This window comes from Variovorax restrictus, from assembly GCF_051216715.1.
GTDB lineage: Bacteria > Pseudomonadota > Gammaproteobacteria > Burkholderiales > Burkholderiaceae_C > Variovorax.
This window is the reverse complement of the sequence record NZ_JBPJZH010000001.1, coordinates 1,499,409-1,522,801: the sequence shown is the minus strand read 5'-3', so window position 1 is coordinate 1,522,801 and position 23,393 is coordinate 1,499,409. Positions and strand designations below refer to the sequence as shown.

The window sequence follows — 23,393 nt, the reverse complement described above, 5'->3', positions numbered from 1 at the left end:
CCGCAATCTAGGCGATTCCGACGAAACCCGGCGCGCCGTGAGGGGATGACCCCGCGTAGGCGCGACTCGCCAACGCGCGCGCCAGCACCCGCGCCGGGTCGACCAGCTTCAGCGCCTGCGTCGCCGCGCTGCCCTGCAGGCCCAGCGGCACTTCGGTGCAGCCCATGACGATGGCGACATCGCCATGACGCCGCGACAGCGCGAGCGCCACCTCGGAAAAACTGGCCTCGGCCAGTCGCAGGTCGCCGGCTTTCACGCCGTCGTAGATGCCGCGCATCACCAGCGCGCGTTCGGCGGGCAGCGGCAGGTGGCATTCGAGGCCGGCATCGGCCAGCGCCTGTTCGTAGAGGCGCACGCGGTAGGTGCCTTCGGTGGCCATCAATGCCACCCGCGTCTCGCCCTGCGATGCGAGGTGCGCCGCGACCTCGCGCGCCACGTGCAGCACCTCGATCTGCGGAAAGCGCTGCTGCAGCGTGGCATGCCAGGCATGCGCCGTGTTGCAGGCGATGGCGACGGCGCGGCTGCCCAGCGCCGCCAGCCGGCCCAACGCCTGCAGCATCGGCTCGAGCGGCTGGTGAGCGCCCTCGCCCGCACGCTCGAGCGCACCCGTGCGATCGGGCACGGGCACCTGGGCGAGCCAGTGCTCGGGGAAGGCCTGGTCGCGCACCGGCTCGCCCGCAGCGCGCATGTGCTGCGCGCACGCGTCGACGAAGAGCCGCACGAAGTCGGCGCCCGCCGCCGGGCCCATGCCACCCAGGATGCCGACCACCTGCGTCACGTCTGCGTTCCGATCAGGTCGCCGGCTTGTCCGACGGGGACTTGATGTTGTCCTTGAGCTCCTGGCTCATCGGCAGGCCGATCGGCAGGTTCTTCGGCGGGATCGGGCCGACGAACCACTTGGTGTAGAGCTTCTCGAACTCGCCCGACTTCATCATCCCGGTGATCACGCCGTCGACCAGCGCCTTGAACTGCGGGTCGTCCTTGGGCAGCATGCAGGCATAGGGCTCGACCTGCAGCGAGTCGCCCACCACTTCGAGCTCGGCCGGGGCCTTGGAGTTGGAGCGCAGGCCGAACAGCAGGATGTCGTCCATCGCGAAGGCCGCGGCGCGGTCGCTCTCGACCAGCAGCAGCGCGTCGGCATGGTCCTTGGCCGAGAGGATGTCGATGTCGAGCTTCTTTTCCTCGTTGTACTTGCGCACCACCAGCATGTTGGTCGTGCCGGTGGTGATGGCCACCTGCTTGCCCTTGAGGTCGGCGTAGTTCTTGATGCCCGAGGTCTTCTTCACCAGCAGGCGCGTGCCGGTGTAGAAATGGTTGATGGCGAAGGCCACGTCCTTGGCGCGCGCCGTGTTGTTGGTGGTCGAGCCGCATTCGACGTCGATGGTGCCGTTCGACAGCAGCGGGATGCGGTTCTGCGAGGTCACCGACATCCAGGCCACCTCCAGGTTCGGCTTGTTCAGCTTCTTCTTGACTTCCGCCACGATGGCGTTCGACAGCTCGACCGAGAAGCCGATCGGCTTGCCCGGGCCTTCGAGGTAGCTGAAGGGCACGGACGATTCGCGGTACGCCATCGTGATCTTGTTCGACGCGGCGACCTTGGCCAGCGTGTCGGCGGCATGGGCGCCGGTGGCGGTCAGCAGCACGGCGGCCATCAGTACGGAGAGTTTCATGCGAGCCCTTTCGGCGAGAGAGGTGACAGGGGAATGACGGAGCGGCCAGTGTAAAAACTTGTTCGCCGAAGTCCATCATTCCTTTTGCGCCCAGGGTCATGTTCAAAAGTTATGTGTCCCGCAGGCCATGCCCTCCGGCTATGGGCGACCGCGGTTTTGGCATTTCCCGCGCCCGGGGTCGCGATCTAGAGTCGCTGCATTGCAGCATCGACAGGAAGTTTCATGCACGTGTGTGTGCTCGGGGCCGGTATCGTGGGCCTGGCGACGGCCTGGCACCTTCAACGGGAAGGCCACCAGGTGACGGTGGTCGACAAGGCCACGCCCGGCGCCGGCGCGAGCGGCGGGAACGGCGCGCAGCTGAGCTATTCGTACGTGCAGCCGCTGGCCGACCCGTCCATCTGGCGGCAGCTGCCCAAGCTGCTGCTGGCCGCCGATTCGCCGCTCAAGCTGCGGCCGCAGTTGGACCCACTGCAGTGGCGCTGGGGCATCGAGTTCCTCGCGGCGTGCAACCCGCAGACCTCGCGCGAAGGCACGGCCGCGCTGCTGGCGCTCGCGGCGTCGAGCCGCGTGGCCTTCGAGGCGATGCGCGCCGACATCGCCCCCGACTGCGACTTCTCCGCCACCGGCAAGCTGGTGCTCTACCAGAACGTCGAGGGCGTCGAAGCCGCGCGCCGACAGGTCGAGCTGCAACGCACGATGGGAAGCGTTCAGCAGGTGGTGAGTGCCGACGAATGCATCGCGCTGGAACCCGCGCTGGCCGGTTACCGCGGCCACATCGCCGGCGCGGTGCACACGCCGAGCGAATGCGCGGCGGACTGCCTCAAGGTCTGCCGCGAACTGGAACGCGCATTGCGCGCGCGCGGCGTGCGCTTCGTGCTCGGCACCGAGGTGCGTGGCTTCGACGAACGCCAGGGCCGCGTGGCCGCGCTCCGCACCGATGGCGAACCGGTGGAAGCCGATGCCTTCGTCGTCGCGCTGGGCACCGCGTCGCACGCCATCGGACGCAAGCTGGGCACGGCCGTGCCGGTCTACCCGCTCAAGGGCTACAGCATCACGATCGACGTCGACGAGGCGCCAGGCGCCGCGCCGTGCGTGAGCGTGACCGACAGCGCGCGCAAGGTGGTGTTCGCGCGCATCGGCGCCCGCCTGCGCGTGGCCGGCATGGCCGAGCTGGTCGGCCACGGCACCGACATTCCGCCGGGCCGCATCGCAACGCTGGTGGACGCCACACGCGCGGTGTTTCCGCAGCTCGACCGCTACGACGAACTGCACCCCTGGAGCGGCATGCGCCCGGCCACGCCCACCGGGCTGCCGATCATCGGCCACCGGCCCGGCACCGCGCGCAACGTGATCTTCAACACGGGACACGGCGCGCTCGGTTTCACACTGGCCTTCGGGTCCGCCGAACGCGTCGGCGCTGCGGTGAACGTGCTCGCGTGACGCGCTTCAGTGCGCGTGAGCGGCCGGGGCCCCAGCACCCGCCGGCGCACCGACGGGCACCTGCACGTCGAGCGTGCTCGCCGCGCCCTTGGCGTCTTCGAAGCGCAGCGTCATCGGCACGGTCGCGCCCTTGGCCAGGGGCTGCTTCAGGTCCATCAGCATCACGTGGTAGCCGCTGGGCTTGAGTTCGACGGTCTGGCGCGCCGGCAGCGCCAGGCCCCCCTTCACCTCCCGCATGCGCATGGTGTCGCCGTCCATCTTCATCTCGTGCACCTCGGCGACGCCCGAGGCCGGCGTCGACACGCCGACCAGCCGCGCGCCCGAGGGGGCGTTGAGCTTCATGAAGGCGCCGGTGCCGCTCTGCCCCGGCACCGTGGGGCGAACCCAGGCGTCGCGCACGTCGACCGCGGCGACGCCGGGGGCAAGCACGTCGAGGCGCGCTGCGGGGAAAGCCGGTTTGTCGGCACCGGCGCCGGGCAGCTGCGCCCAGTCGGCACTGCCCTTGTCGCAGGTCTGCAGCACCTTGAAGTACAGCGGGCCGGGCGTGGCAGTGAGCTTGCCGCGCACGATGAATTCGGCGCGCTCGGCACCCGGCAGCGCGGTCGCTGGCGACTCGGCCTTCCACGCCACCTCGCGCGGGTTGCTGGTCAACGTCCAGCCCTTGCGCGCCTGCGCGTCGCTCAGGCGAAAGCCGTCCGGCAGCTGCACCGTGATGCCGGTGGTGGCCTGGGCGTCCTTGCAGGCATGGCCGACGCGGAAGGCCGCCTCGTAGTCGCTGCCGGCCGTGGCACCGCCGGGTGGCAGGGTGACGTGGGCGACGGCGGCGGTGCTGGCGAACAGCGCGGCGAGTGCGAGGCGCGAGAGGTGGTGCGTACGGTGGGTCATTCGGGTTCCTTGGAGGTGATCGGGGTTCAGAGATCGAAGCGCAGCTCGGCCGTGTAGGTGCGCTGCGGATAGGGGTGGAAGTTCCAGTACTGCGCGTTGTTGGCGTTGTCGATGCCGACGGCGGCCGACCACTGCTTGTCGATCTGATAGCGCACGCGCAGGTCGACGGTGAAGTACTTGCTGGCGCCGAAGTAGGCGTCGGCGTTCACGTCGCTGTTGTCGAGGTTCGAGTACTGCCGGCCGCTGTAGCGCGCCGCCACGGTGAAGGCCCATTGCGCATCGGGCTTGTAGGTGGCGTAGACGGTGGAGCGCCAGCGCGGCACGCGCGGCTGCCACTTCCCCACGCTGGCCGGGAAGGCGGCGTTGGCCACGGTCTTCGAGTCGGCGTAGGTCAGGCTGGCGCCCAGGTCGAGGCCCCGCAGCCCCACACCCTGCGCGACGTTCTGGCCGGTGTAGGCCAGCTCGATGCCGTTGGTGCGCACCTTGTCGACGTTCTGCACGCGCGAGACCGTCGAGTTGAGCACGAGCTGGCTGAACAGCGCGTCCTTCGTCGTCTCGTGGAACAGCGTGGCGCGCGCGAGCCCGTTGCCCAGGTCCTGCTCCAGCGAGAGCTCGCCGGTCCACGACTTCTCCGGCGCGAGCGTCGGGTCGTTGATGAAGGACAGCGCACCGCCCGAGGTCGCGCCGTACAGCTCGCCGACCGTCGGGTAGCGCACCGACCGGCCGACCGAGCCCTTGAGCACCGTCGCGCGGGCCAGCTGGTACGCCAGCGCGGCCTTCGGCGACACGTCGGATTCGCTGCGGTCGGCGTAGCGCAGCGTGCTGGTCGCCGTCGACGTGGTGCCGTCACTGGCGCGCCAGTCTTCGTAGCGCAGGCCGAGCACCGCCTTCCACTTCGGCGCGAAGGCCCACGCGTCCTGCAGCCACAGGTGGGCCGTCTCGCTGCGGCCGCCCACGTCGCTCACGAGCGTCGAAGGCGCACCGTCGAGCCAGGTGCCGGCAACGTTGGTCTTGCGGATGGACAGCTTGTACGCGTCGCGGCCGATGCCGAAGTCGACGATGTGCGCGCCGCCCACGCCCTGCGGCCGCCAGGTGCCCTTGGCGGCCAACGTGTTCCAGCCGGTGCCGTCCTGGTCCTGCAACGTGCCGGCGCCGCCCGTCGCGGCCAGCGGCAACGCGGTGGTGGCGGCGCGCTGCTGGTCCTTGGCGTAGTCGTACAGGCTCGCGGCCACTTCCCAGTCCCACTCGCCCTTGGTGTGACTCTTCACCGACAGGCCGTGCATGACGTGCGTCTGCGCGTCGTTCGTCAGCGGAAAGGCCGTGGACGCGAGGTTGTAGCGGCGTCCGTCGATGTTGACCGGACCGCTGTAGACCGGCGCGCCGGTCGCGTTCTTCAGGTAGCTCTCCGAGCGCCCTTCCGAGGTGTTCTGCCACACGCCGAGCGTGTAGGTCGCGCGCACGGTCGGCGTGAGGTCGTAGGCCAGCTTGAGCTTCGCGTGGTCCTGCACCGTGTGGTACTGCGTGCCGGTGCCGAGGATGACCCACGGCGTGTTGGTGGTGTTCAGGCCACGCACCGCGCCCGTCACCGGCACACCGGCCGAACCTGGCGTGCCCGAGGCCACGGTCGCCGTCGCGAAGGTCAGCGGCTGGCCTCGACTGTCGGTGCGGTTCAGGTCGATCCACCACGACCAGTCGCCGCTCTTGCTGCCCAGCGATGCGCTGGTCTGCCAGCTGTTGAACACGCGGTTCGTGCTGTACAGGTCGTTGGGCTGCGACGAGTAGCCGGCCTTCACATGGGCTTCGAGCTGCGTCGGCATGCGCGTGACGAAGTCGACCACGGCGCCCGCCGAGTTGCCCGGGTAGGCGGCGGAGAACGGCCCGTACATCACGTCGACCCGCTCGATCTCCTCGGGCGTGACCAGGCCCCAGCGTGGCGCGAAGTTGCTGCCGTTGGCGATGCCGTTGCCCAGATAGTTCGACAGCAGGATGCCGTCGGCATACACCGCCGAGCGCGCGCTGTTGCCCGTGCCCGAGGCGCGCGTCGACAGGATGGCGTGGTTGTAGTCGCCGATGTAGCGCTTGCGCACCAAGAGGCTCGGCAGGTACTTCAGCGCGTCCTCGCTGTCGGTGGCGTTGATGCGCGTCTCGATCTCCTCGCGCGTCACGCCCTCGATGGTGGTGGGAATCTGGGTCGGCAGCGACGTGGGCTGCCCACCCGTGACAGTGACCACGCCGAGCGAGCGGCTGCGCGCGGGCGCGCCGTCGGCATCGGTCGCCGGTTCGGTGGATGCGGACGGCTGCGCCAGGGCCAGCCAGGGAAATGCGGCGCCGAGCGCCAGCGAAAGAACACGTTTCTTCAAGAAGATTCTCCTCGGCACGCGCGGTGCCGCCTCGATGCGAAAGGTGTGCGACAACGCTCCGTCGTGCGGGCGTTGCGCTACACCGTCGAATGCAGGGTCAGAGGAGAGAAGGCGGCCCGCGCGCCGGCAGCGGCGCGGCGGTGGCGGCGGCGATCCGCGCCGCGGGGATCGACTGAACCGCCCGTGCGAGCGGCAACGGGGTCGGCAGCGTGAAGCCGACGGTGGGCGGCGGTGCGCCGGTCAGCACGCACAGCGGGCAGTCCATGTGGCTCGGGGCCAGCTCCTGCGCGCCGTCGTCGGTCTGCACGATCACCTTGATCGCGCCGGCCGAGGAGCACACGAGTTCCATCGCCTGCGGATGCACCACCGGCGCGGCCACGGCCACGCCCAGCGACAACAGGAACCACGCCAGCACGCAGCGGTGCAGGATGGTGAGGTGGCGCAGGGTGGACATGGGAGCGGATTATGCGGGCTGGCTCGACCGGCGCTCAGGCCATCGCTTCGATCGCTTCCCGCATCGCCTGCGTGATCGCGCGCACCGCCACCGAATCGGGCCGCCCCGACAGCCGCAGGGCGCGCACCGGCACCGGGATGTGCGGTTCCAGCGCCAGCACGTCGACCTTGGCACGGTCGGCCGAGCCCGCAGTGCAGCCATCGACCAGCGCCACGCCGAGCCCGTGGTGCGCCATCGCGAGTGCCGCGTGGTAGGTCTGCACGGTGACCACCGCGCGGTGGAAGCCGACACCCGCCTGTCGGCAGGCCTGGCTGAGGCTGGTGCCCACCGGGTCGCGCCCGTCGAGCCCGACCACCGGCACATCGACCAGGTCGTGCAGAGCCACGGAGCCGTTGCGCACCAATGCGCGCGGCAGCAGGCCCTTGGGCGCGATGCAGACCATGCGACTGTCGGCGATCGACTCCTGCAGCAGCGACGGATGCACCGCCGGGCTGAAGGCGAAGCCCACGTCGGCCTGCTGCGAAAGCAGCGCCGACATGATCTGCGGCGAGTGCAGCGATTCGACGATGACCGCCACGCCCGGGTGCTTCTCGCGAAAGGCCTTGAGCGCGCGCGGCAGCACCTCGTAGCTGAGCGCCAGCACGGTGAGGATGCGCAACTCACCCGCCGCGCCGGACGAACGCAGGTTGGTCGCGAGCCGCTGCACCTCGTCGAGCTGCGCGAACAGTCGCTCGATGTGCGGGTACAACGTGAGCGCCTCGGTGGTCGGCGTGAGCCGGCCCTTGGTGCGCGCGAAGAGCGAGAAGCCAAGCTGCAGCTCCGCGTGCTGCAGCGTGCGGCTGACGGCCGGCTGCGTGATGTTGATGAGCCGCGCCGCCGCGCTCACGCTGCCGGTGAGCATGATGGCGTTGAAGACTTCGATGTGGCGCAGGCGCATGCTGGAGGACGACGATCAGGTGGGGAAATCCGGGCACGGGACGCATCGCGGCGCCCTCATTCGCGCACGAGCCGAATACCGAGTCTCATGATGCGCGACTCGCAGTACAGATTGCCTTCGCTGCTCAACGCCCAAGCGCTGATGGCGGCGCGTGCCGTGTCGGTCTCGGGGCTGCCGGCGCACACCGTGGAGGACCAAAAGCCACCGTGGAGCGGCTCGGCACCCGCCGCAGGAAAGTCCGAGGGGGGGATTTCCAGCTTGTCGAGCCAGCGCTCCACGAGACTGTTCACTTCCTTGATGGTGGGGAGGCGCCAGCCCGGCACGGCGCCCGCATGCTGCACGGCCTGCACATAGTTGTGAATCTTGGCGGTACCGGTGCAGCGTTTGCCATTCCAGGTCTGGGGCTCCTCGCAACGGCGCCACACCAGACCGGTGTAGCGATCTTCAACCACTCCGCCTGGCACGCCGCGCTCGTCGGCCGCTTCGCGCCAACGGCCGGTTTCGAGCGCTTCGGGACCGCGCACCAGGCGCACGAACAGCGGGGACGTGTTGCTGCGCATGCGACGGTGGCAGGTGAACACATAGGCCGTCCGGAAGTCCACGCACCACATGCTTGTCTGGTCCGCTGGCTCGGAGGCGAGGTAACGCCCCGGCACCGTATGGGGAAACCATCGGCTGTCGATGGCCGGCTGCCCGCGTGCCAGCCGCAGGGACCGCTCGCTGACGCCCATCAGCGTGTTCACGTCGGCAATGCCGAACAGCTCGAAGACACTGGGCAGGCGCCAATCGGTGTAGCCGCACAGCTTCATGGCGTTCACTTGCGCCACATAGGCCATGGCGTCACCGGGCCGAGCGTCGCCATGGTAGGAGTAGGCATCGGTGTTGGCCCGGCTGCCGGGTTGGGGCTCGTTGTCCGGGCCATAGCTGTCGAGCAAGCCACCCGCGACCGATAGCCCGGATGTCGTCGCCATCCGCTGCAGCTTGCCGCTGTCGAGCTTGCCCTCCCAGACCAGGCCAGACACGCGATCACGCACGCACTCAGTCAAGGGTCGGCCGTCTACGGCCTCGTAGGCGGGCGCCCCCGCGCCCAGCATGCCGTCCTGCTTGGGGAGAAGGCGCAGCGCGCCGCCGCCCGCACAAGATTGCGGCGTCGGCCAGTCGTCCTTTTTCGCATCGAAAGCCAGGCAGGTCCGCACCCCCGTGGGCGGCACCTTCACCAAGGGGACAGGCCCGGCTGCGGACGGCTGAGCGGCAACCCATGTCGTGGTCAACCCGAGCAGAAGGGCCCCTGCTCGCACGATGGCGCGCATCGCGCTCAATGCGCCTGGTCCCAGTTCGGCCCCACGCCGAGTTCGGCCAGCAGCGGCACCTTGAGCGCGGCCACACCGGCCATCAGCTTCGGGATCTCGCTGCGCACCCACTCGACCTCGGCCTCGGGCACCTCGAAGACCAGTTCGTCGTGCACCTGCATGATCATCTTGGTTGCGCGCTTTTCCGCGTCGAGCACGTCCTGCACCTTGACCATGCTCAGCTTGATCAAGTCGGCCGCCGTGCCCTGCATCGGCGCGTTGATGGCCGCGCGCTCGGCGCCACCGCGGCGCGGGCCGTTGGGCGAGTTGATCTCGGGCAGGTAGAGGCGCCGGCCGAACACCGTCTCGACGTAGCCCTTTTCCTTGGCGCTCATGCGCGTCTCGTCCATGTACGCCTTCACGCCCGGGTAGCGCGCGAAGTACCGGTCGATGTACGACGCGGCGGCCTTGGTCTCGATGCCCAGGTTCTTCGCGAGGCCGAAGCTGCTCATGCCGTAGATCAGGCCGAAGTTGATGACCTTGGCGTAGCGGCGCTGCTCGCTCGACACCTGGTCGACCGCCGTGCCGAACACCTCGGCCGCCGTCGCACGGTGCACGTCGATGCCTTCGGTGAAGGCGCGGAGCAGCGACTCGTCGCCGCTGATGTGGGCCATGATGCGCAACTCGATCTGCGAGTAGTCGGCGCTGGCGATCACGCTGCCGGCCGGCGCCACGAAGGCCTCGCGCACGCGGCGGCCTTCGGCGGTGCGGATCGGGATGTTCTGCAGGTTCGGGTCGTTGCTGCTCAAGCGGCCCGTCACCGCCACCGCCTGCGCGTAGTGCGTGTGCACGCGCCCGGTGCGCGGGTGGGCCAGCAGCCCGAGCTTGTCGGTGTAGGTGCCCTTGAGCTTCGACAGGCTGCGGTGTTCCAGCAGCTTGGCCGGCAGCGGATAGTCGTCGGCCAGCTTCTCCAGCACTTCTTCGTCGGTACTGGGCGCGCCGCTCGGCGTCTTCTTGACGACGGGCAGGCCCAGCTTGGTGAAGAAGATCTCGCCGATCTGCTTGGGGCTGCCGAGATTGAAGGGCTGCCCCGCGATCTCGTACGCCTCTTGCTCCAGCTGCATGATGCGCGTGCCGAGCTGGTGGCTCTGCGCGGCCAGCGTGGGCGCGTCAATCAGCACCCCGTTGCGTTCGATGCGGTAGAGCGCTTCGCTGCTGGCCATCTCCAACTCGTAGACGAAGCGCAGCTTCTCGTCGGCCTCCAGTTGCGGCCACAGCACGCGGTGCACGTCGAGCGTCTGGTCGCTGTCTTCGCAGGAATACTCCGCCGCCTTGTCGATCGCGACCTGGCTGAAGGAGATCTGCTTGGCGCCCTTGCCGCAGAGGTCTTCGTAGTCGATGCCGCTGCGCCCCAGGTGGCGCTCGGCCAGGCTGGCCAGGCCATGCGGGCGGTGCACTTCGAGCACGTAGCTCTGCAGCATGGTGTCGTGGGCATAGCCCTGCACCTCGATGCCATGGTTGGCGAGCACATGGCGGTCGTATTTGATGTGCTGGCCGAGCTTTTTCTTAGCGCCGTTCTCCAGCCAGGGCTTGAGGCGCGCGAGCACCTCGTCGCGCGGCAGTTGCTCGGGCGCATCGGGGTAGTTGTGCGCGACCGGGATGTAGGCCGCTTCGCCCGGCGTCACGCTGAAGCTCAGGCCGACGATCTCGGCGCGCATCTCGTCGAGCGAGGTGGTCTCGGTGTCGATCGCCACCAGGTCGGCGGCCTCGATCTTGGCGAGCCAGGCGTCGAACTGTTCCCAGGTCATCACCGTGTCGTAGGCCAGGTTGCTGGCCTTCTCTGCCGCCTCGTCGCCCAGGTTGTCGACCGCAGGTTCGTCGAACAGGCCGGGGCCGGTGTCGCTGGCCTTGCTCTTCTTCTTTCGGTTGTTCTCCTCGATCAGTTCGGGCGGCACCGCGTGGGACTCGAGCGTCTTGACCAGGCTCTTGAAGCCGTAGGTTTCGTAGAAGCCCTTGAGCGCGTCGACCTGCTGCGGGCCGATGGCGATGCTGTCGAGCGCGGGCAGGCCGGCGATGTGCTCCGCCAGGTCGCAGTCGGTACGGATGGTGACCAGCCGGCGCCCCTGCGGCAGCCAATCGAGCGCCTTGCGCAGGTTCTCGCCGGCCTGGCCCTTGATCTCGTCCGCGTGCGCGACCAGTTCGTCGAGCGAGCCGTATTGCAGCAGCCACTTGGCCGCCGTCTTCGGACCGACCTTGTCGACGCCGGGCACGTTGTCGACCGTGTCGCCCACCAGCGTCTGATAGTCGACCATCAGCGAGGGCGGCACGCCGAACTCGGCGGTGACACCGACCACGTCGCGCTTCTTGCCGTTCATCGTGTCGATGATGGTGATGTGCTCGTCGACCAGCTGGCTCATGTCCTTGTCGCCGCTGGACACGATGACTTCGATGCCCTGCAACGCGGCGGTCTTGGCCAGCGTGCCGATCACGTCGTCGGCCTCCACCAGCGGCACGTGCAGCACCGGCCAGCCGAGCAGGCGCACCACCTCGTGGATCGGCGGGATCTGGCTGCGCAGGTCGTCGGGCATCGGTGAGCGGTTGGCCTTGTAATCCGGGTACCAGTCGTCGCGGAAGGTCTTGCCCGGCGCGTCGAACACGCAGGCGGCGTAGTCGGCGCGCACCTCGCGGCGCAGCGACTGCATCATGTTGATCATCCCGCGGATGGCGCCGGTGGCGGGGCTGCTCGGGTCGCCGGGCACGGCACGCAGGTCGGGCATGGCATGGAAGGCGCGGTAGAGGTAGCTCGAACCATCGACGAGCAGCAGCGTTTTCTTGTCGGTCATCCGGTCATTTTGCCCGCCCGGGCGCGACGGTCGGGGCCCGCCGGCGTGCGTGCCCGCAGTACGCTCTCTCACGCCCAGCGCCGACAGCGGGAATGCAGACCGGCACCTACAATCTGGCCATGGCCTCCACCCCCCTCTCCTTCTTCCGTTGCGCGCTGCTGGCTCTCGTCTGCGCCGCGCCTGTCGCTGCCGTCCAGGCCCAGACCGCCGCGCAGCCTGTGCCGGTGCCGCCTGCAGAAGCCAAGGCCGAAGCCCGCGCCGAAGGGCGTCGCAACCAGAAGATCGAGAACATCCACGTCGAGGACGGTGGGGCCAAGGTCGACGAGGTGCGCTACGGCGGCCAGACCCAGAGCATCACGGTGCAGCCGAAGGCCGATGTGCCGGCCTACCAGGTGCTGCCCAACGACGGCGGCCGCGAGCGCCAGGGCCAGGGCGAGACAGGCACGGGCGGCAACGGCCCGCGTGTCTGGAACGTCATGAAGTTCTGAGCCGGGCGTGGCGGTCTACACCGACGTCGGGTTCGACGAAGCGGACGCGCTCGTGCAGCGCCTGGCCCTGGGCACCCTGCGCGAATTCGAAGGCATCCAGGGCGGCATCGAGAACACCAACTACTTCGCGACGACCGACCAGGGCGCCTACGTCCTGACGCTGTTCGAGCGCCTGGGCCGCGCGCAGCTGCCCTACTACCTGTGCCTGATGGAGCACCTCGCGGCACGCGGCATCCCGGTGCCTGCGCCGGTCGCCGACCCCACGGTGGTGACGCCCAAAACCATGGGTCTGGAACGCGCCGCTGACGCCCCTTGCGCGCTGGTGCACCTCGTGGCGGGCAAGCCGGCCGCCGTGGTGCAGCGCCTGTCGGGCCGCAGCGAATTGGCACCGGGCGCCGCGCACTGCGCCGAACTCGGACGATGGCTCGCGCGCATGCACCTGGCCGGCCGTGACTTCGACCGCGTGCAGCCCAACCTGCGCGGTCTGGCCTGGTGGAACGACACCGCACCGGTGGTGCTGCCGCACCTCGACGAATCGCAGGCCGCGCTGCTGCGCGGCGAACTGGCCTACCAGAACCACGTCGCCCAGTCGTCCGCCTACGCGGCCCTGCCGCGCGGGCCGGTGCACGCCGACCTGTTCCGCGACAACGCCATGTTCGACACCGCTGCCAGCGACGAGCAGCCCCGCCTGAGCGGCGTCTTCGACTTCTACTTCGCCGGGACCGACACCTGGTTGTTCGACCTGGCCGTGTGCTTGAACGACTGGGCAATCGACCTGCCCACCGGCACGCACGACCCGCTGCGCGCCGACGCCCTGCTGGCCGCCTACATGGCGGTGCGTCCACTGACCGCTGCCGAGCGCGCACTGCTGCCCGCGATGCTGCGCGCCGCCGCACTGCGTTTCTGGATCTCGCGCCTGTGGGACTTTTACCTGCCACGCGAGGCGAGCATGCTCAAGGCGCACGACCCCACGCATTTCGAGCGGGTGCTGCGCGAACGCGCGCGCCAGCCGCTCACGGCGCCGTCACCGAGCGCCACCGCCTCGCAGGCGGCCTGAACGGATCCTCATGAAACTGAATATCGTCCCGGCGCGCACCGGTGTGCTGTGGGTTCGCACCGGCCTGCAGACCTTCGCCAAGCGCCCCCTCGCCTTCGTCTCGCTGTTCTTCTTCTTCATGGCGATGGTGTCGATCGCCTCGCAGGTTCCGCTGGTCGGCACCGCGATCGCGCTGATGCTGCTGCCGACCATGACGCTGGGGCTGATGGCCGCCACCGCCGAGGCCGCGCGAGCCGGCGAAGGTGCGAAACCACCCGCTGCCGCGGTGTTCCTGGCGGCGCTGCAGGCCGCGCGCACCGGCTTCAAGCCGATGCTGGTGCTCGGCGTGCTCTATGCCGTGCTCTTCATGCTCGTGATGGGCATCTCGGCCCTGGCCGACGGCGGGCAGTTCGCCAAGGTCTACCTGATGGGCGGCACGGTGAGCCGCGAGATGGCCGAGGCCGGCGACTTCCAGGCGGCCCTGTGGATCGCGATGCTGCTGTACCTGCCGCTGTCGCTCGCCTTCTGGCACGCGCCCGCGCTGGTGCACTGGCACGGCGTGCCGCCGGCCAAGAGCCTGTTCTTCAGCTTCATCGCCTGCTTCAAGAACTTCGGCGCCCTCGCCGTCTTCGGGCTGGTCTGGGTCGGCGTGTTCATCGGCTCCGGCATCGTGCTGAGCCTGATCGCCACGCTGTTCGCCGCAGTCGCCGGTGAAGGCGCGGGTGCCGCGGCCGGCGCGCTGATGGTCGGCGGCGCCATGGTGATGGCGGCGATGTTCTTCACCAGCACCTGGTTCACCTTCCGCGATTCGTTCATCGACTGACGATCGCGCACCTCGCGCACGCCGCGCATCCCGCGCCGGTCAGACCGGCGTGAGCTTGGCCACCGACAGCGCCAGCCACTTCACCCCGTGGCGCGGAAAGTTGATCTGCGCGCGGGCGTCGTCGCCGCTGCCTTCCAGCGCTGTGACCGTGCCCTCACCGAACTTGTTGTGGAAGACCTGCATGCCCGAGCGCAGGCCATGCGAGGGCGCGGCCTTCTGGGGCGGCACCGGCGGGCTCGCGAAGGAATCCTTGCCGTAGCCGCCGCTGTAGCCGCTGCCGCTGCCGCCCGCGCCGCGCGAGGTCGCATAGCCGCCGCCATAGCCGAAGGCAGACGGCGCGAAGCCCTGGTTCTTCGGCGTCAGCCACTTGAGCGCGCCTTCGGGCAGCTCGTCGTAGAAGCGGCTCTTGAGGTTGTAGCGGGTTTGGCCGTGCAGCATTCGCGTCTGCGAATGGCTCATGTACAGCCGCTGGCGCGCACGCGTGATCGCGACGTACATCAGGCGACGCTCTTCCTCTAGCCCGTCGAAGTCGCTCATCGAGTTCTCGTGCGGAAACAGGCCCTCTTCCATGCCGGTGATGAACACGCAGTCGAACTCCAGGCCCTTGGCCGCGTGTACCGTCATGAGCTGCACGGCGTCTTGCCCGGCCTGCGCCTGGTTGTCGCCCGACTCGAGTGCGGCGTGGGTCAGGAAGGCGGCGAGCGGGCTGAGCGTCTCGCCGGTTTCCGCATCAGGCGCGAGCGGTTCGAGCGCTTCGTTCAGCACCGGCCGGTTCGGGTCCAGCCCCTGGCTCGCCGGCGACTGCCGCAGCTCGTCGACCGGCAGCGCGACCGCATCGCGGCCGAAGCCCTCCTGCGTGACGAAGCTCTCGGCCGCGTTCACCAGTTCTTCCAGGTTCTCGATGCGGTCGGCGCCTTCGCGGTCGGCCTTGTAGTGTTCGATGAGGCCGCTGTGGTCGAGCACCAGCTCGATGATCTCGCGCAGCGAGATGCCCACCGTCTGCTCGCGCAGCACGTCGATCTTGGCGACGAAGGCCGACAGGTTGGCGCCCGCCTTGCCGCCCACGGCACTCACGGCGTCGTGCAGCGAATGGCCGGCCGCGCGCGCCGCGTCCTGCAGCAGCTCGATGCTGCGCGCGCCGATGCCGCGCGGCGGGAAGTTGACGATGCGCAGGAAGCTGGTGTCGTCGTCCTTGTTCTCCAGCAGGCGCAGATATGCCAGCGCATGCTTGATCTCGGCGCGCTCGAAGAAGCGCAGACCGCCGTACACACGGTACGGCACGGCGGCGTTGAACAATGCGGTCTCGATCACCCGGCTCTGCGCATTGCTGCGGTAGAGCACGGCCATCTCCTTGCGGTCGATGCCGTCGCGCGCGAGCTGGCGCATTTCCTCGACCATCCATTGCGCCTCGGCGAAGTCGCTGGTGGCCTCGTACACGCGCACCGGTTCGCCAGGCCCCTGCTCCGTGCGCAGGTTCTTGCCCAGGCGCTTAGTGTTGTGGCCGATGAGCGCATTGGCCGAGTCGAGGATGTTGCTGAAGCTGCGGTAGTTCTGCTCCAGCTTGATCTGCCGCTGCACGTCGAACTCGCGCACGAAGTCGGCCATGTTGCCCACGCGCGCACCGCGGAAGGCGTAGATGCTCTGGTCGTCGTCGCCCACCGCGACCACACTGCTGTCACCGGGCACGAAGCGGCCATCGACCGTCTGGCCCGACAGCATCTTGATCCACGCGTACTGCAGGCGGTTGGTGTCCTGGAACTCGTCGATCAGGATGTGGCGAAAGCGCCGCTGGTAGTGCTCGCGGACCGGGTCGTTGTCGCGCAACAGCTCGTAGCTGCGCAGCATCAGCTCGCCGAAGTCGACCACGCCTTCGCGCTGGCACTGCTCTTCGTAGAGCTGGTAGATCTCGACCTTCTTGCGGTCGTCTTCGCTGCGCACCTCGACGTCGCGCGGGCGCAGGCCGTCTTCCTTGGCGCCGGCGATGAACCATTGCGTCTGCTTGGCGGGAAAGCGTTCGTCGTCGACGTTGAACTGCTTCATCAGCCGCTTGATGGCCGAGAGCTGGTCCTGCGTGTCGAGGATCTGGAAGGTGGACGGCAGGTTGGCCAGCTTCCAGTGCGCGCGCAGGAAGCGGTTGCACAGGCCATGGAAGGTGCCGATCCACATGCCCCGCACATTGACGGGCAGCATCGAGGTCAGCCGCGTCATCATCTCCTTCGCCGCCTTGTTGGTGAAGGTCACGGCCAGGATGCCGCCGGGCGACACCTGGCCCGTCTGCATCAGCCAGGCGATGCGGGTGGTGAGCACCCGCGTCTTGCCCGACCCGGCTCCGGCGAGGATCAGCGCGTTGCCCGCAGGCAGCGTGACCGCCGCGAGCTGCTCGGGGTTGAGGTTGGCGAGCAGGGGCGAGGCGGCCGCTGGAAAGGAGGGGGCGCCGGCGGAGGCGTCGTGCGAGCCGAAAAGAGACATCCCGGCATTGTAGGAAGCCGGGGTCCGCGCGGTGCCCGTGCCGCTTATTTCACCAGCTTCAGCGTGCCCTTCATGATCGCCGAGTGGCCGGGGAAGGAGCAGAAGTAGGTGTAGCTGTCGGCCGCGCCGAGCTTGGCCACGGCGAAGGTCACGCTGTCGCTTTCGCCACCGCCGAGGACCTTGGTGTGCGCCACGACGCGTGCGTCACCGGCCTTCACATAGTTCTGCGGAAGACCGGCGGCGATGCCGTCGGTGGCCACGGCCTGCACGTCGGCGGTCTTGGTCAGCACCCAGTTGTGGCCCATGGCCTGCTTCGGCAGCTTGCCGCTGTGTTTCAGCTTGACGGTGAAGTCCTTGCACGCCTTGCTCACTTCGATGACGGGCTTGTTGAACTGCATGGCGTCGTTGCCTTCGATCTCGACGGTGCAGTCGGCGGCGAAGACGGAGGACGAGGCGAAGGCCAGGACGGCGAGGGCGGCGTAACGATGACGAAACATGAGAACAGTCTCCAGGACGGTGAAGCCGCGCAAAAGCGCTGCGGTGCGGACAGTGTGACGGCATCGTCCCCCGCAACACTGACCGGCGTCAAGGCGCACGCGTGACGTTGCGGCTTTGAAACACCCCGCCGAAAACGTTGCCGTGGATCAAGGAAGCAAACCTTGCCCCTGCGGACACTGGGCCTCGGCATCCGACCCCTCGTGTCGGTCACTACTGGAGTCCCAAGACCATGAAGAAGAATCTCGCCCGCGCCCTTGTCGCCACCCTGCTCGGCACGCTGTGCGCCGTTCCTGCGCTGGCGCAGGAAGCCCAAGGCAACTGGCTGGTGCGCCTGCGCGCCGTGCACCTCGATCCGGCCGACAAGTCGGATGCCATCGGCGCCCTCGCCGTGCCCAAGGATGCAATCACGATCAACAACAAGACGATCCCCGAGCTCGACATCACCTACTTCTTCACGCCGAACATCGCCGCAGAGTTGGTGCTGACGGTGCCGCAAAAGCAGCGCGTGACGGTCGAGCAGAGTGCGCTCGGCGGCCCGGTGGACATCGGCACTTTCAAGCACCTGCCGCCGACGCTGACCCTGCAGTATCACTTCATCCCGGAAGGCACCTTCCGCCCCTACGTCGGTGCCGGTTTCAACTACACGCGCATCAGCTCGGTCAACCTGAACGTGCCGACCGTCGGCCGACTCGGCCTCGACCACAACAGCTTCGGCCTGGCCGTGGGCGCCGGTTTCGACATCAAGGTCGCCAAGAACGTGTTCCTGAACTTCGACGTGAAGAAGGTGCAGATTCGCACCGACGTCAGCATGAACGGCACGAAGCTGTCGACGGTCAAGGTCGACCCGCTGCTGATCGGCGTGGGCATCGGCTACCGCTTCTGATCGAGCACAGCCGGTTCGCGAATAAGGTCTATACAAAAGGAACCTCGCACGCGAGCCGGCACCTGCCTAGAATCGGTCACCGGGCCCAAGTTTCTTGTCGCCCGGTTTTTTTTCGTCTGCAAGACGCTGAATCGACCGGGCCGGGACCAAGCGCCCAACGCCGCCGGAAATCGTTCCGACGGTGCACCTTCACAGGAGCTTGGTTTCTCATGCAGATCTTCGATTACGACAACATCCTCCTGCTGCCGCGCAAATGCCGCGTGGAAAGCCGCTCGGAATGCGACGCCAGCGTCACGCTCGGCGGCCGCAGCTTCCGGCTCCCGGTCGTGCCGGCCAACATGAAGACGGTGGTCGACGAGCGCATCAGCCTCTGGCTGGCGCAGCACGGCTATTTCTATGTGATGCATCGCTTCGACCTCGACAACGTCAAGTTCGTCAAGCACATGCACGCCAAGGGCACCTTCGCCTCGATCTCGCTGGGCGTGAAGCAGGCGGACTACGACACGGTCGACCAATTGGCCGCGGCCGGCCTCGTGCCGGAATACATCACGATCGACATCGCGCACGGCCATGCCGACACGGTGAAGGCCATGATCGGCTACCTCAAGGACAAATTGCCGAAGAGCTTCGTGATCGCGGGCAACGTGGGCACGCCCGAAGCCGTCATCGACCTGGAGAACTGGGGCGCCGACGCGACCAAGGTCGGCATCGGCCCGGGCAAGGTATGCATCACCAAGCTCAAGACCGGCTTCGGCACGGGTGGCTGGCAGTTGAGCGCGCTCAAGTGGTGTGCGCGCGTGGCGACCAAGCCGATCATTGCCGACGGCGGCATCCGCGACCACGGCGACATCGCCAAGAGCATCCGATTCGGCGCGTCGATGGTGATGATCGGCTCACTCTTCGCCGGCCATGAGGAATCGCCCGGCAAGACGGTCGAGGTCGACGGCGTGCTCTTCAAGGAGTACTACGGCTCGGCCAGCGACTTCAACAAGGGCGAGTACAAGCACGTCGAAGGCAAGCGCATTCTCGAGCCGATCAAGGGCAAGCTGGCCGACACACTGATCGAGATGGAGCAGGACGTGCAGAGCTCCATCAGCTATGCGGGCGGCAAGGCGCTGATGGACATCCGCAAGGTCAACTATGTGACGCTCGGCGGTGCCAACGAGGGCGAACACCTGCTGATGTAGCGCCCCCGTGTACGGCCGCGTCAGGCCTCCAGCAGGGCGACGGCGTGGCGGTGCAGCGCATGGGCCGGGTCGGCCAGCGCCTCGACGATGCTGAAGTGGTTGAGGCCCGGCAGCAGTTCGCAGACCGGCACGGTCTTCGCGCCCCACGCCTTGCGGATCGCGGCGTTCTGGGCGTGGAAGGCTTCGCTCTCGTCGACACCGGCCACGCTGTAGAGCGTGCCGCGCTTGGGCGCCGGCCACAGGGCCGGGCTGGCGCGTCGCGCGTCGCGCTCGGTGAGCCGCAGCGAGTCGAGGAAAGGCACACGCCGGATCTCCCGCAGATCGTGCAGGCCCGAGATCGACAGCGCGTTGCGCACCAGGTCCGCAGGAAGGTCCGGCGCCACGGCCTGCCAGTCGCACGCCAGCAGCATCGCGGCGAGATGCCCGCCCGCCGAGTGGCCTGCCACCGTGATGCGCGACGGATCGCCGCCGTGCTCGGCCACATGCCGCCACGTCCAGGCCAGGGCGCGGACCATCTGCAGTGCGATCTCGGGAATGGTGACCGGCGCGGCCTCGGTGCCGGGGCAGAGCGCGTAGTTGGGCAGCACGACGCAGGCGCCGCTCTCCACGAAGGGCGGCGCGACGAAAGAGTGATCGCTCTTGTCGAGCGACCGCCACCACCCGCCGTGGATGAAAAAGAGCACCGGCGCGTTGGCGCTGGGTCCTGCGAAGACATCGAGCGTCTCGCTGGGCGTATCGCCATAGCGCAGGTCGCAAATGCCGGGCGTGGTGGCGCGCGCATCCGCGGAATCGCACGTCCAGCGCGTCAGGTGCTCAGCACTTTCAGGCACGCGGGCACGGTTGTTGTACATGCGCTCGAGCCAGGCGGGGTCATGGGTAATCATCGGTTCCAACTCCTTCACCGTCGAGCATAGCGCCGCACATCGCCCACCTTCGTGGGCGCACCAACGCCGGTCGATCTGGTTAGAATCCGCGCTGTGTTGGGGGGGTAGCTCAGCTGGGAGAGCGCCGCGTTCGCAATGCGGAGGTCGTGAGTTCGATCCTCATCCTCTCCACCAAATTCTTTGCAAGCCGTTGATTTGCAAGAAGATCCAGTGAATCCAAGGTGTTTTTCACCTTGGACTTTCACACAACGCTTCTACACAACGGTGCGAGAGCAATCATGGTCTTCCTGGCCCCCTATACGTTGGCATCAGGAACTTCGAACCATGCCCATGCTCCCCACCGGTCTTCGCCGCAATCCAAAGTTCGGCACCTACTACCTCCACCGTCGAATCCCCACTGACGTTCTTTCTTGCTACCCCGGCAAAGAGATGGTCAGCTTCTCGCTCAAGACCAAGGACTACCACATCGCCGTGGAGCGCCAGCGATTTGAGGAGGCGAAGCTGACTGCAAGCTGGGGAAAGCAGCGCCAACGTCTGGCCGACCTGGCTGCGCGTCAACAAGTCGAGGCCATAGTCCGTATAGATGCGCTGACCTCGCAAACCATCGAGGCTATCTGTGCGCACGTAGAAGCTGCCAGCCTCGCTGGCGACGAGGCCCGCGTGCTGGCCGAGAACTACACGCCCGAAGAAATCGAAGAGTACCAAGCCGGCTATGCCGAGGCCAACAGGATGCTGAAGACTGCCTTGGTCTTCGGCAAGCAGGATGTTCTACGTCCTCCGCTGGAGGAGTTTCTTCACCTGTACCGCTACGAGTTGAACGTGCCGGACGAAGACATGCGTCGGCTGTCACTTGCATACGGTCGCGCAGTGCTGCGCGTGAATGAGAAGCTGCTGAACCGCTACTCTGGCAAGGACGAACCGACACCGGCGCTAGCGCGCAGCCTGGCAACGCCGCAGCTGTCCGAGGTCACGAAAGACTACCTTGAGCACTACGCCAAGCTCGACCAGCCCGCGATGCTCAAGAAGGTTCGCACGTCCATGCCCTTGCTACTGGGCATCGTCGGCGACAAGTCCATCGGGTCTCTGATGCAGGACGACCTCGAGACCTTCTTCGACTCCATCCAGAACCTCCCGCCGCATTGGAGCGCCATCTGCCGCCGGCAGAACATCACTCCGCGCAAGCTGGCGGAGTTGGGCGTCGGTGAGATGGCCAAGGCGACCTTCACCGGGACATACCTCGCGGTGATGATTCCGTTCATCCGCTACTGCAGGCGGAAGTGGCAAGACCGGGGCTGGCCGATGGGACTGACTGCAGAAGGCATTCAGTACACCGGCAGTCGGAAGGACCCCGAGAACGGCCAACGCCCATTCAAGCCCCTGGAGCTAGAGCGCTTGTTCCACAGCACCGAAATGGCAAAGTTCGCAAACGACCCGCGACAGGCGCACCAGTTCTGGCTGCCTCACGTTGGCCTGTTTACAGGCGCTCGTGTGAACGAACTGTGCCAACTGAATCCTCAGGTGGATATTCGTCAGGATGAGAAAGGCATCTGGTACTTCGACATCACTGACGAATCTGAGGGGCACGAAAAGGTGGATAAGTCCGTTAAGACCGGTGGCTCAAAGCGAACCGTGCCGATTCATCCCCAGCTGATCGAGCTTGGGTTTCTCCAGTACGTCGAGCACGTCAAGCGGCAAGGCCACACGCTGCTGTTTCATGGATTCCCACCTTGCGCCGGCAAGGCTTCACCGAAGGCCCGCGAGTGGTTCAGCGACTTCTTGCGCGACATAGGCCTGCGTGACGAAACGCCAAACGCACGCATCGTGGGAATGCACGCGTTCCGGTTCACCCTACTGAATCGAGCGATGGTGCTCAGAATTGCGGGTGCCGAAGTAATCACGGGCCACACCAGCAACGTCACGAATATTCGGCGCGTCAACGAGGGGCAGGTGGAGGACGACCGGTCTGAGGTCGTCATGCACTACCAAGGCGCTCTTCCTGTGAACCAGAAGATGGAGATTCTTGAGCGCATCACCTATGGCGACCTGCAATTTCATCGGCCGGTGACCACACCCCCTTGTCCGAGCGCTATACCCAAGTAGAGGGCCGTTCGCCCTCAGACCTGAGCGCCCCCGAAAGGGGGTGCTCCTTACAAACCAGCCGCAACGCGGAGGAACAGCCAGGGCGCCTGCCCAGTGCAATCGCACACCGAGGACAGACACGATATAGCCGCGCGGCACACCGTTGGAGTGTGCCTTGTCCCACGCCTCGGGCGCCCTGCGCTCGCTCATCGAATCGTCGGCCCCGCGCCGCCCGTACTGCGCCCTGGAGAAAAACCAGGCGCACATCCGCCCGCTGAGCACCGCGCTCAGCGAACCCTATCTGCAACTCAACCCGCCCGGCGTGGTGGCCTGGCTGGTGCTCGACGTGGACCAGTCGAACGCCTATGACGCGTGGCTGGACGCGGGGCTGCCCCCGCCGACCTTCATCGCCATCAACCCTGCCAACGGCCACGCGCATTACGGCTATGCGCTGGCCGCTCCGGTGCCCACCACCAAGAACGCACGGCGCCACCCAATGCGCTACCTTGCGGCTATCGAGGCGGCCTACATAAGGGCCATCCCCGGAGCGGATCGCGGGTTCACCGGCCCACTCGGCAAGAACCCCCTGCACGAAAAATGGCGGCTATGGGAACCCGCCAACGCGCCGCGCTACGAACTCACTATGCTGGCCGAACACGTCGCCGAGTTGCCTGCCTGGGTGCCCCCCAAGCGCGAGGCCATTGGCCTCGGTCGGAACTGCACGTTGTTCGACGAGCTATCGCGCTGGGCCTACCGCAGCGTGCGCCTCTACTGGCGGGCTGGCGGCGAGGACCGATGGCGCGACGCCGTGCGGGACCAGGCGGATGCCATGAACGCAGGGTTTCCCGAGCCCCTCCATGATTCCGAAGTTCGCGGACTGGCGCGCTCGGTCGCCCGCTGGGTGTGGCGCAACATCACTCCCGGCGGGTTTCGGGAGCGGCAGGCCGCAGTGGGTGCCTTCAAGGGACAGCAGCAACGCAACGAGAAACTGCCGTTGTGCCTCGTAATGCACGAGCAGGGGCACAGCAACAAGGCCATTGCTGCGGCCCTGGATGTGACGGCGCCGACCATTGCCAACTGGCTCAAGCGCGGTAAACCGTAGCCCGTGCCCGGGAGCGATGTCGGGGGGTAAAAATGCCATATCAGGTAGCAGCGGGAGGCTCGCCCA

The 23,393-nt window shown here is 67.4% G+C and carries 19 protein-coding genes and 1 tRNA gene; 9 read left to right on the top strand and 11 right to left on the bottom strand.

What is annotated here, in order from left to right; translation table 11 throughout:
• Positions 1-7: 7 nt before the first annotated feature.
• Both ACSFA0_RS07115 and ACSFA0_RS07110 read right to left on the bottom strand, forming a co-directional pair.
• Positions 8-778 (bottom strand): aspartate/glutamate racemase family protein, encoded by a 771-nt coding sequence (locus ACSFA0_RS07115; protein ID WP_435449506.1) that lies wholly within the window; start codon positions 776-778, stop codon positions 8-10.
• Between the two features lie 13 nt (positions 779-791).
• Entirely contained in the window at positions 792-1,670 is an 879-nt protein-coding gene (locus ACSFA0_RS07110) for a transporter substrate-binding domain-containing protein (RefSeq protein ID WP_435449505.1), read from the bottom strand.
• Between the two features lie 222 nt (positions 1,671-1,892).
• On the opposite strand from ACSFA0_RS07110, the gene ACSFA0_RS07105 reads away from it, so the two are divergent.
• Positions 1,893-3,110, top strand: a complete 1,218-nt coding sequence (locus ACSFA0_RS07105) for a D-amino acid dehydrogenase (protein WP_435449504.1) — start codon at positions 1,893-1,895, stop codon at positions 3,108-3,110.
• Positions 3,111-3,116: 6 nt separating this feature from the next.
• On the opposite strand, the gene ACSFA0_RS07100 is transcribed toward ACSFA0_RS07105, so the two are convergent.
• The 6 genes from ACSFA0_RS07100 to polA all read right to left on the bottom strand — a co-directional run bounded on the left by ACSFA0_RS07100 (position 3,117) and on the right by polA (position 11,878).
• Positions 3,117-3,995: a copper chaperone PCu(A)C domain-containing protein gene (locus tag ACSFA0_RS07100; protein ID WP_435449503.1), complete on the bottom strand. Its 879-nt coding sequence runs from the start codon at positions 3,993-3,995 to the stop codon at positions 3,117-3,119.
• A gap of 26 nt (positions 3,996-4,021) precedes the next feature.
• Entirely contained in the window at positions 4,022-6,355 is a 2,334-nt protein-coding gene (locus ACSFA0_RS07095) for a TonB-dependent receptor (RefSeq protein ID WP_435449502.1), read from the bottom strand.
• Between the two features lie 97 nt (positions 6,356-6,452).
• Entirely contained in the window at positions 6,453-6,809 is a 357-nt protein-coding gene (locus tag ACSFA0_RS07090) for a DUF2946 family protein (RefSeq protein WP_435449501.1), read from the bottom strand.
• Between the two features lie 34 nt (positions 6,810-6,843).
• On the bottom strand, positions 6,844-7,746 hold the full coding sequence (locus ACSFA0_RS07085; RefSeq protein ID WP_435449500.1) for a LysR family transcriptional regulator: 903 nt from the start codon (positions 7,744-7,746) through the stop codon (positions 6,844-6,846).
• A gap of 56 nt (positions 7,747-7,802) precedes the next feature.
• A complete protein-coding gene (locus ACSFA0_RS07080) occupies positions 7,803-9,056 on the bottom strand; it encodes an Lcl C-terminal domain-containing protein (protein WP_435449499.1) in 1,254 nt (417 codons plus the stop codon).
• A gap of 5 nt (positions 9,057-9,061) precedes the next feature.
• Complete coding sequence (polA, locus tag ACSFA0_RS07075) at positions 9,062-11,878, bottom strand: DNA polymerase I (RefSeq protein ID WP_435449498.1); 2,817 nt, start codon at positions 11,876-11,878, stop codon at positions 9,062-9,064.
• Between the two features lie 119 nt (positions 11,879-11,997).
• On the opposite strand from polA, the gene ACSFA0_RS07070 reads away from it, so the two are divergent.
• The 3 genes from ACSFA0_RS07070 to ACSFA0_RS07060 are packed head-to-tail and all read left to right on the top strand — an operon-like array spanning position 11,998 to position 14,225.
• Positions 11,998-12,366, top strand: a complete 369-nt coding sequence (locus ACSFA0_RS07070; protein WP_435449497.1) for a hypothetical protein — start codon at positions 11,998-12,000, stop codon at positions 12,364-12,366.
• A gap of 7 nt (positions 12,367-12,373) precedes the next feature.
• Positions 12,374-13,423, top strand: a complete 1,050-nt coding sequence (locus ACSFA0_RS07065; protein ID WP_435449496.1) for a homoserine kinase — start codon at positions 12,374-12,376, stop codon at positions 13,421-13,423.
• Between the two features lie 10 nt (positions 13,424-13,433).
• A complete protein-coding gene (locus ACSFA0_RS07060) occupies positions 13,434-14,225 on the top strand; it encodes a BPSS1780 family membrane protein (RefSeq protein WP_435449495.1) in 792 nt (263 codons plus the stop codon).
• 39 nt (positions 14,226-14,264) lie between these two features.
• On the opposite strand, the gene ACSFA0_RS07055 is transcribed toward ACSFA0_RS07060, so the two are convergent.
• Both ACSFA0_RS07055 and azu read right to left on the bottom strand, forming a co-directional pair.
• Positions 14,265-16,694: a UvrD-helicase domain-containing protein gene (locus tag ACSFA0_RS07055; RefSeq protein WP_435449494.1), complete on the bottom strand. Its 2,430-nt coding sequence runs from the start codon at positions 16,692-16,694 to the stop codon at positions 14,265-14,267.
• A 44-nt stretch (positions 16,695-16,738) separates the two neighbouring features.
• Positions 16,739-17,191 (bottom strand): azurin, encoded by a 453-nt coding sequence (gene azu, locus ACSFA0_RS07050; RefSeq protein ID WP_435449493.1) that lies wholly within the window; start codon positions 17,189-17,191, stop codon positions 16,739-16,741.
• Between the two features lie 230 nt (positions 17,192-17,421).
• On the opposite strand from azu, the gene ACSFA0_RS07045 reads away from it, so the two are divergent.
• Entirely contained in the window at positions 17,422-18,075 is a 654-nt protein-coding gene (locus tag ACSFA0_RS07045) for an OmpW/AlkL family protein (RefSeq protein WP_435449492.1), read from the top strand.
• 209 nt (positions 18,076-18,284) lie between these two features.
• Positions 18,285-19,262, top strand: a complete 978-nt coding sequence (locus ACSFA0_RS07040) for a GMP reductase (protein ID WP_435449491.1) — start codon at positions 18,285-18,287, stop codon at positions 19,260-19,262.
• A 20-nt stretch (positions 19,263-19,282) separates the two neighbouring features.
• Here the strand turns inward: ACSFA0_RS07040 and ACSFA0_RS07035 are convergent, their stop codons facing one another.
• Positions 19,283-20,146: an alpha/beta hydrolase gene (locus tag ACSFA0_RS07035; protein WP_435449490.1), complete on the bottom strand. Its 864-nt coding sequence runs from the start codon at positions 20,144-20,146 to the stop codon at positions 19,283-19,285.
• 98 nt (positions 20,147-20,244) lie between these two features.
• Here ACSFA0_RS07035 and ACSFA0_RS07030 point away from each other — a divergent pair.
• The 3 genes from ACSFA0_RS07030 to ACSFA0_RS07020 all read left to right on the top strand — a co-directional run bounded on the left by ACSFA0_RS07030 (position 20,245) and on the right by ACSFA0_RS07020 (position 23,327).
• Positions 20,245-20,320 (top strand) — tRNA-Ala (locus ACSFA0_RS07030).
• A 150-nt stretch (positions 20,321-20,470) separates the two neighbouring features.
• Positions 20,471-22,246, top strand: coding sequence for a DUF6538 domain-containing protein (locus tag ACSFA0_RS07025; RefSeq protein WP_435449489.1), 1,776 nt, complete (start codon positions 20,471-20,473; stop codon positions 22,244-22,246).
• A 154-nt stretch (positions 22,247-22,400) separates the two neighbouring features.
• Positions 22,401-23,327, top strand: coding sequence for a replication initiation protein (locus tag ACSFA0_RS07020; RefSeq protein WP_435449488.1), 927 nt, complete (start codon positions 22,401-22,403; stop codon positions 23,325-23,327).
• Positions 23,328-23,393: the final 66 nt, after the last annotated feature.

What these genes read in the sequence shown, in the direction of transcription:
- ACSFA0_RS07110 (WP_435449505.1), bottom strand. Translation starts at nt 1,670, where the DNA reads ATGAAACTCTCCGTACTGATGGCCGCCGTGCTGCTGACCGCCACCGGC.
- ACSFA0_RS07105 (WP_435449504.1), top strand. Translation starts at nt 1,893, where the DNA reads ATGCACGTGTGTGTGCTCGGGGCCGGTATCGTGGGCCTGGCGACGGCC.
- ACSFA0_RS07100 (WP_435449503.1), bottom strand. Translation starts at nt 3,995, where the DNA reads ATGACCCACCGTACGCACCACCTCTCGCGCCTCGCACTCGCCGCGCTG.
- ACSFA0_RS07090 (WP_435449501.1), bottom strand. Translation starts at nt 6,809, where the DNA reads ATGTCCACCCTGCGCCACCTCACCATCCTGCACCGCTGCGTGCTGGCG.
- ACSFA0_RS07085 (WP_435449500.1), bottom strand. Translation starts at nt 7,746, where the DNA reads ATGCGCCTGCGCCACATCGAAGTCTTCAACGCCATCATGCTCACCGGC.
- ACSFA0_RS07080 (WP_435449499.1), bottom strand. Translation starts at nt 9,056, where the DNA reads ATGCGCGCCATCGTGCGAGCAGGGGCCCTTCTGCTCGGGTTGACCACG.
- polA (WP_435449498.1), bottom strand. Translation starts at nt 11,878, where the DNA reads ATGACCGACAAGAAAACGCTGCTGCTCGTCGATGGTTCGAGCTACCTC.
- ACSFA0_RS07070 (WP_435449497.1), top strand. Translation starts at nt 11,998, where the DNA reads ATGGCCTCCACCCCCCTCTCCTTCTTCCGTTGCGCGCTGCTGGCTCTC.
- ACSFA0_RS07060 (WP_435449495.1), top strand. Translation starts at nt 13,434, where the DNA reads ATGAAACTGAATATCGTCCCGGCGCGCACCGGTGTGCTGTGGGTTCGC.
- ACSFA0_RS07055 (WP_435449494.1), bottom strand. Translation starts at nt 16,694, where the DNA reads ATGTCTCTTTTCGGCTCGCACGACGCCTCCGCCGGCGCCCCCTCCTTT.
- azu (WP_435449493.1), bottom strand. Translation starts at nt 17,191, where the DNA reads ATGTTTCGTCATCGTTACGCCGCCCTCGCCGTCCTGGCCTTCGCCTCG.
- ACSFA0_RS07045 (WP_435449492.1), top strand. Translation starts at nt 17,422, where the DNA reads ATGAAGAAGAATCTCGCCCGCGCCCTTGTCGCCACCCTGCTCGGCACG.
- ACSFA0_RS07040 (WP_435449491.1), top strand. Translation starts at nt 18,285, where the DNA reads ATGCAGATCTTCGATTACGACAACATCCTCCTGCTGCCGCGCAAATGC.
- ACSFA0_RS07035 (WP_435449490.1), bottom strand. Translation starts at nt 20,146, where the DNA reads ATGATTACCCATGACCCCGCCTGGCTCGAGCGCATGTACAACAACCGT.
- ACSFA0_RS07025 (WP_435449489.1), top strand. Translation starts at nt 20,471, where the DNA reads ATGCCCATGCTCCCCACCGGTCTTCGCCGCAATCCAAAGTTCGGCACC.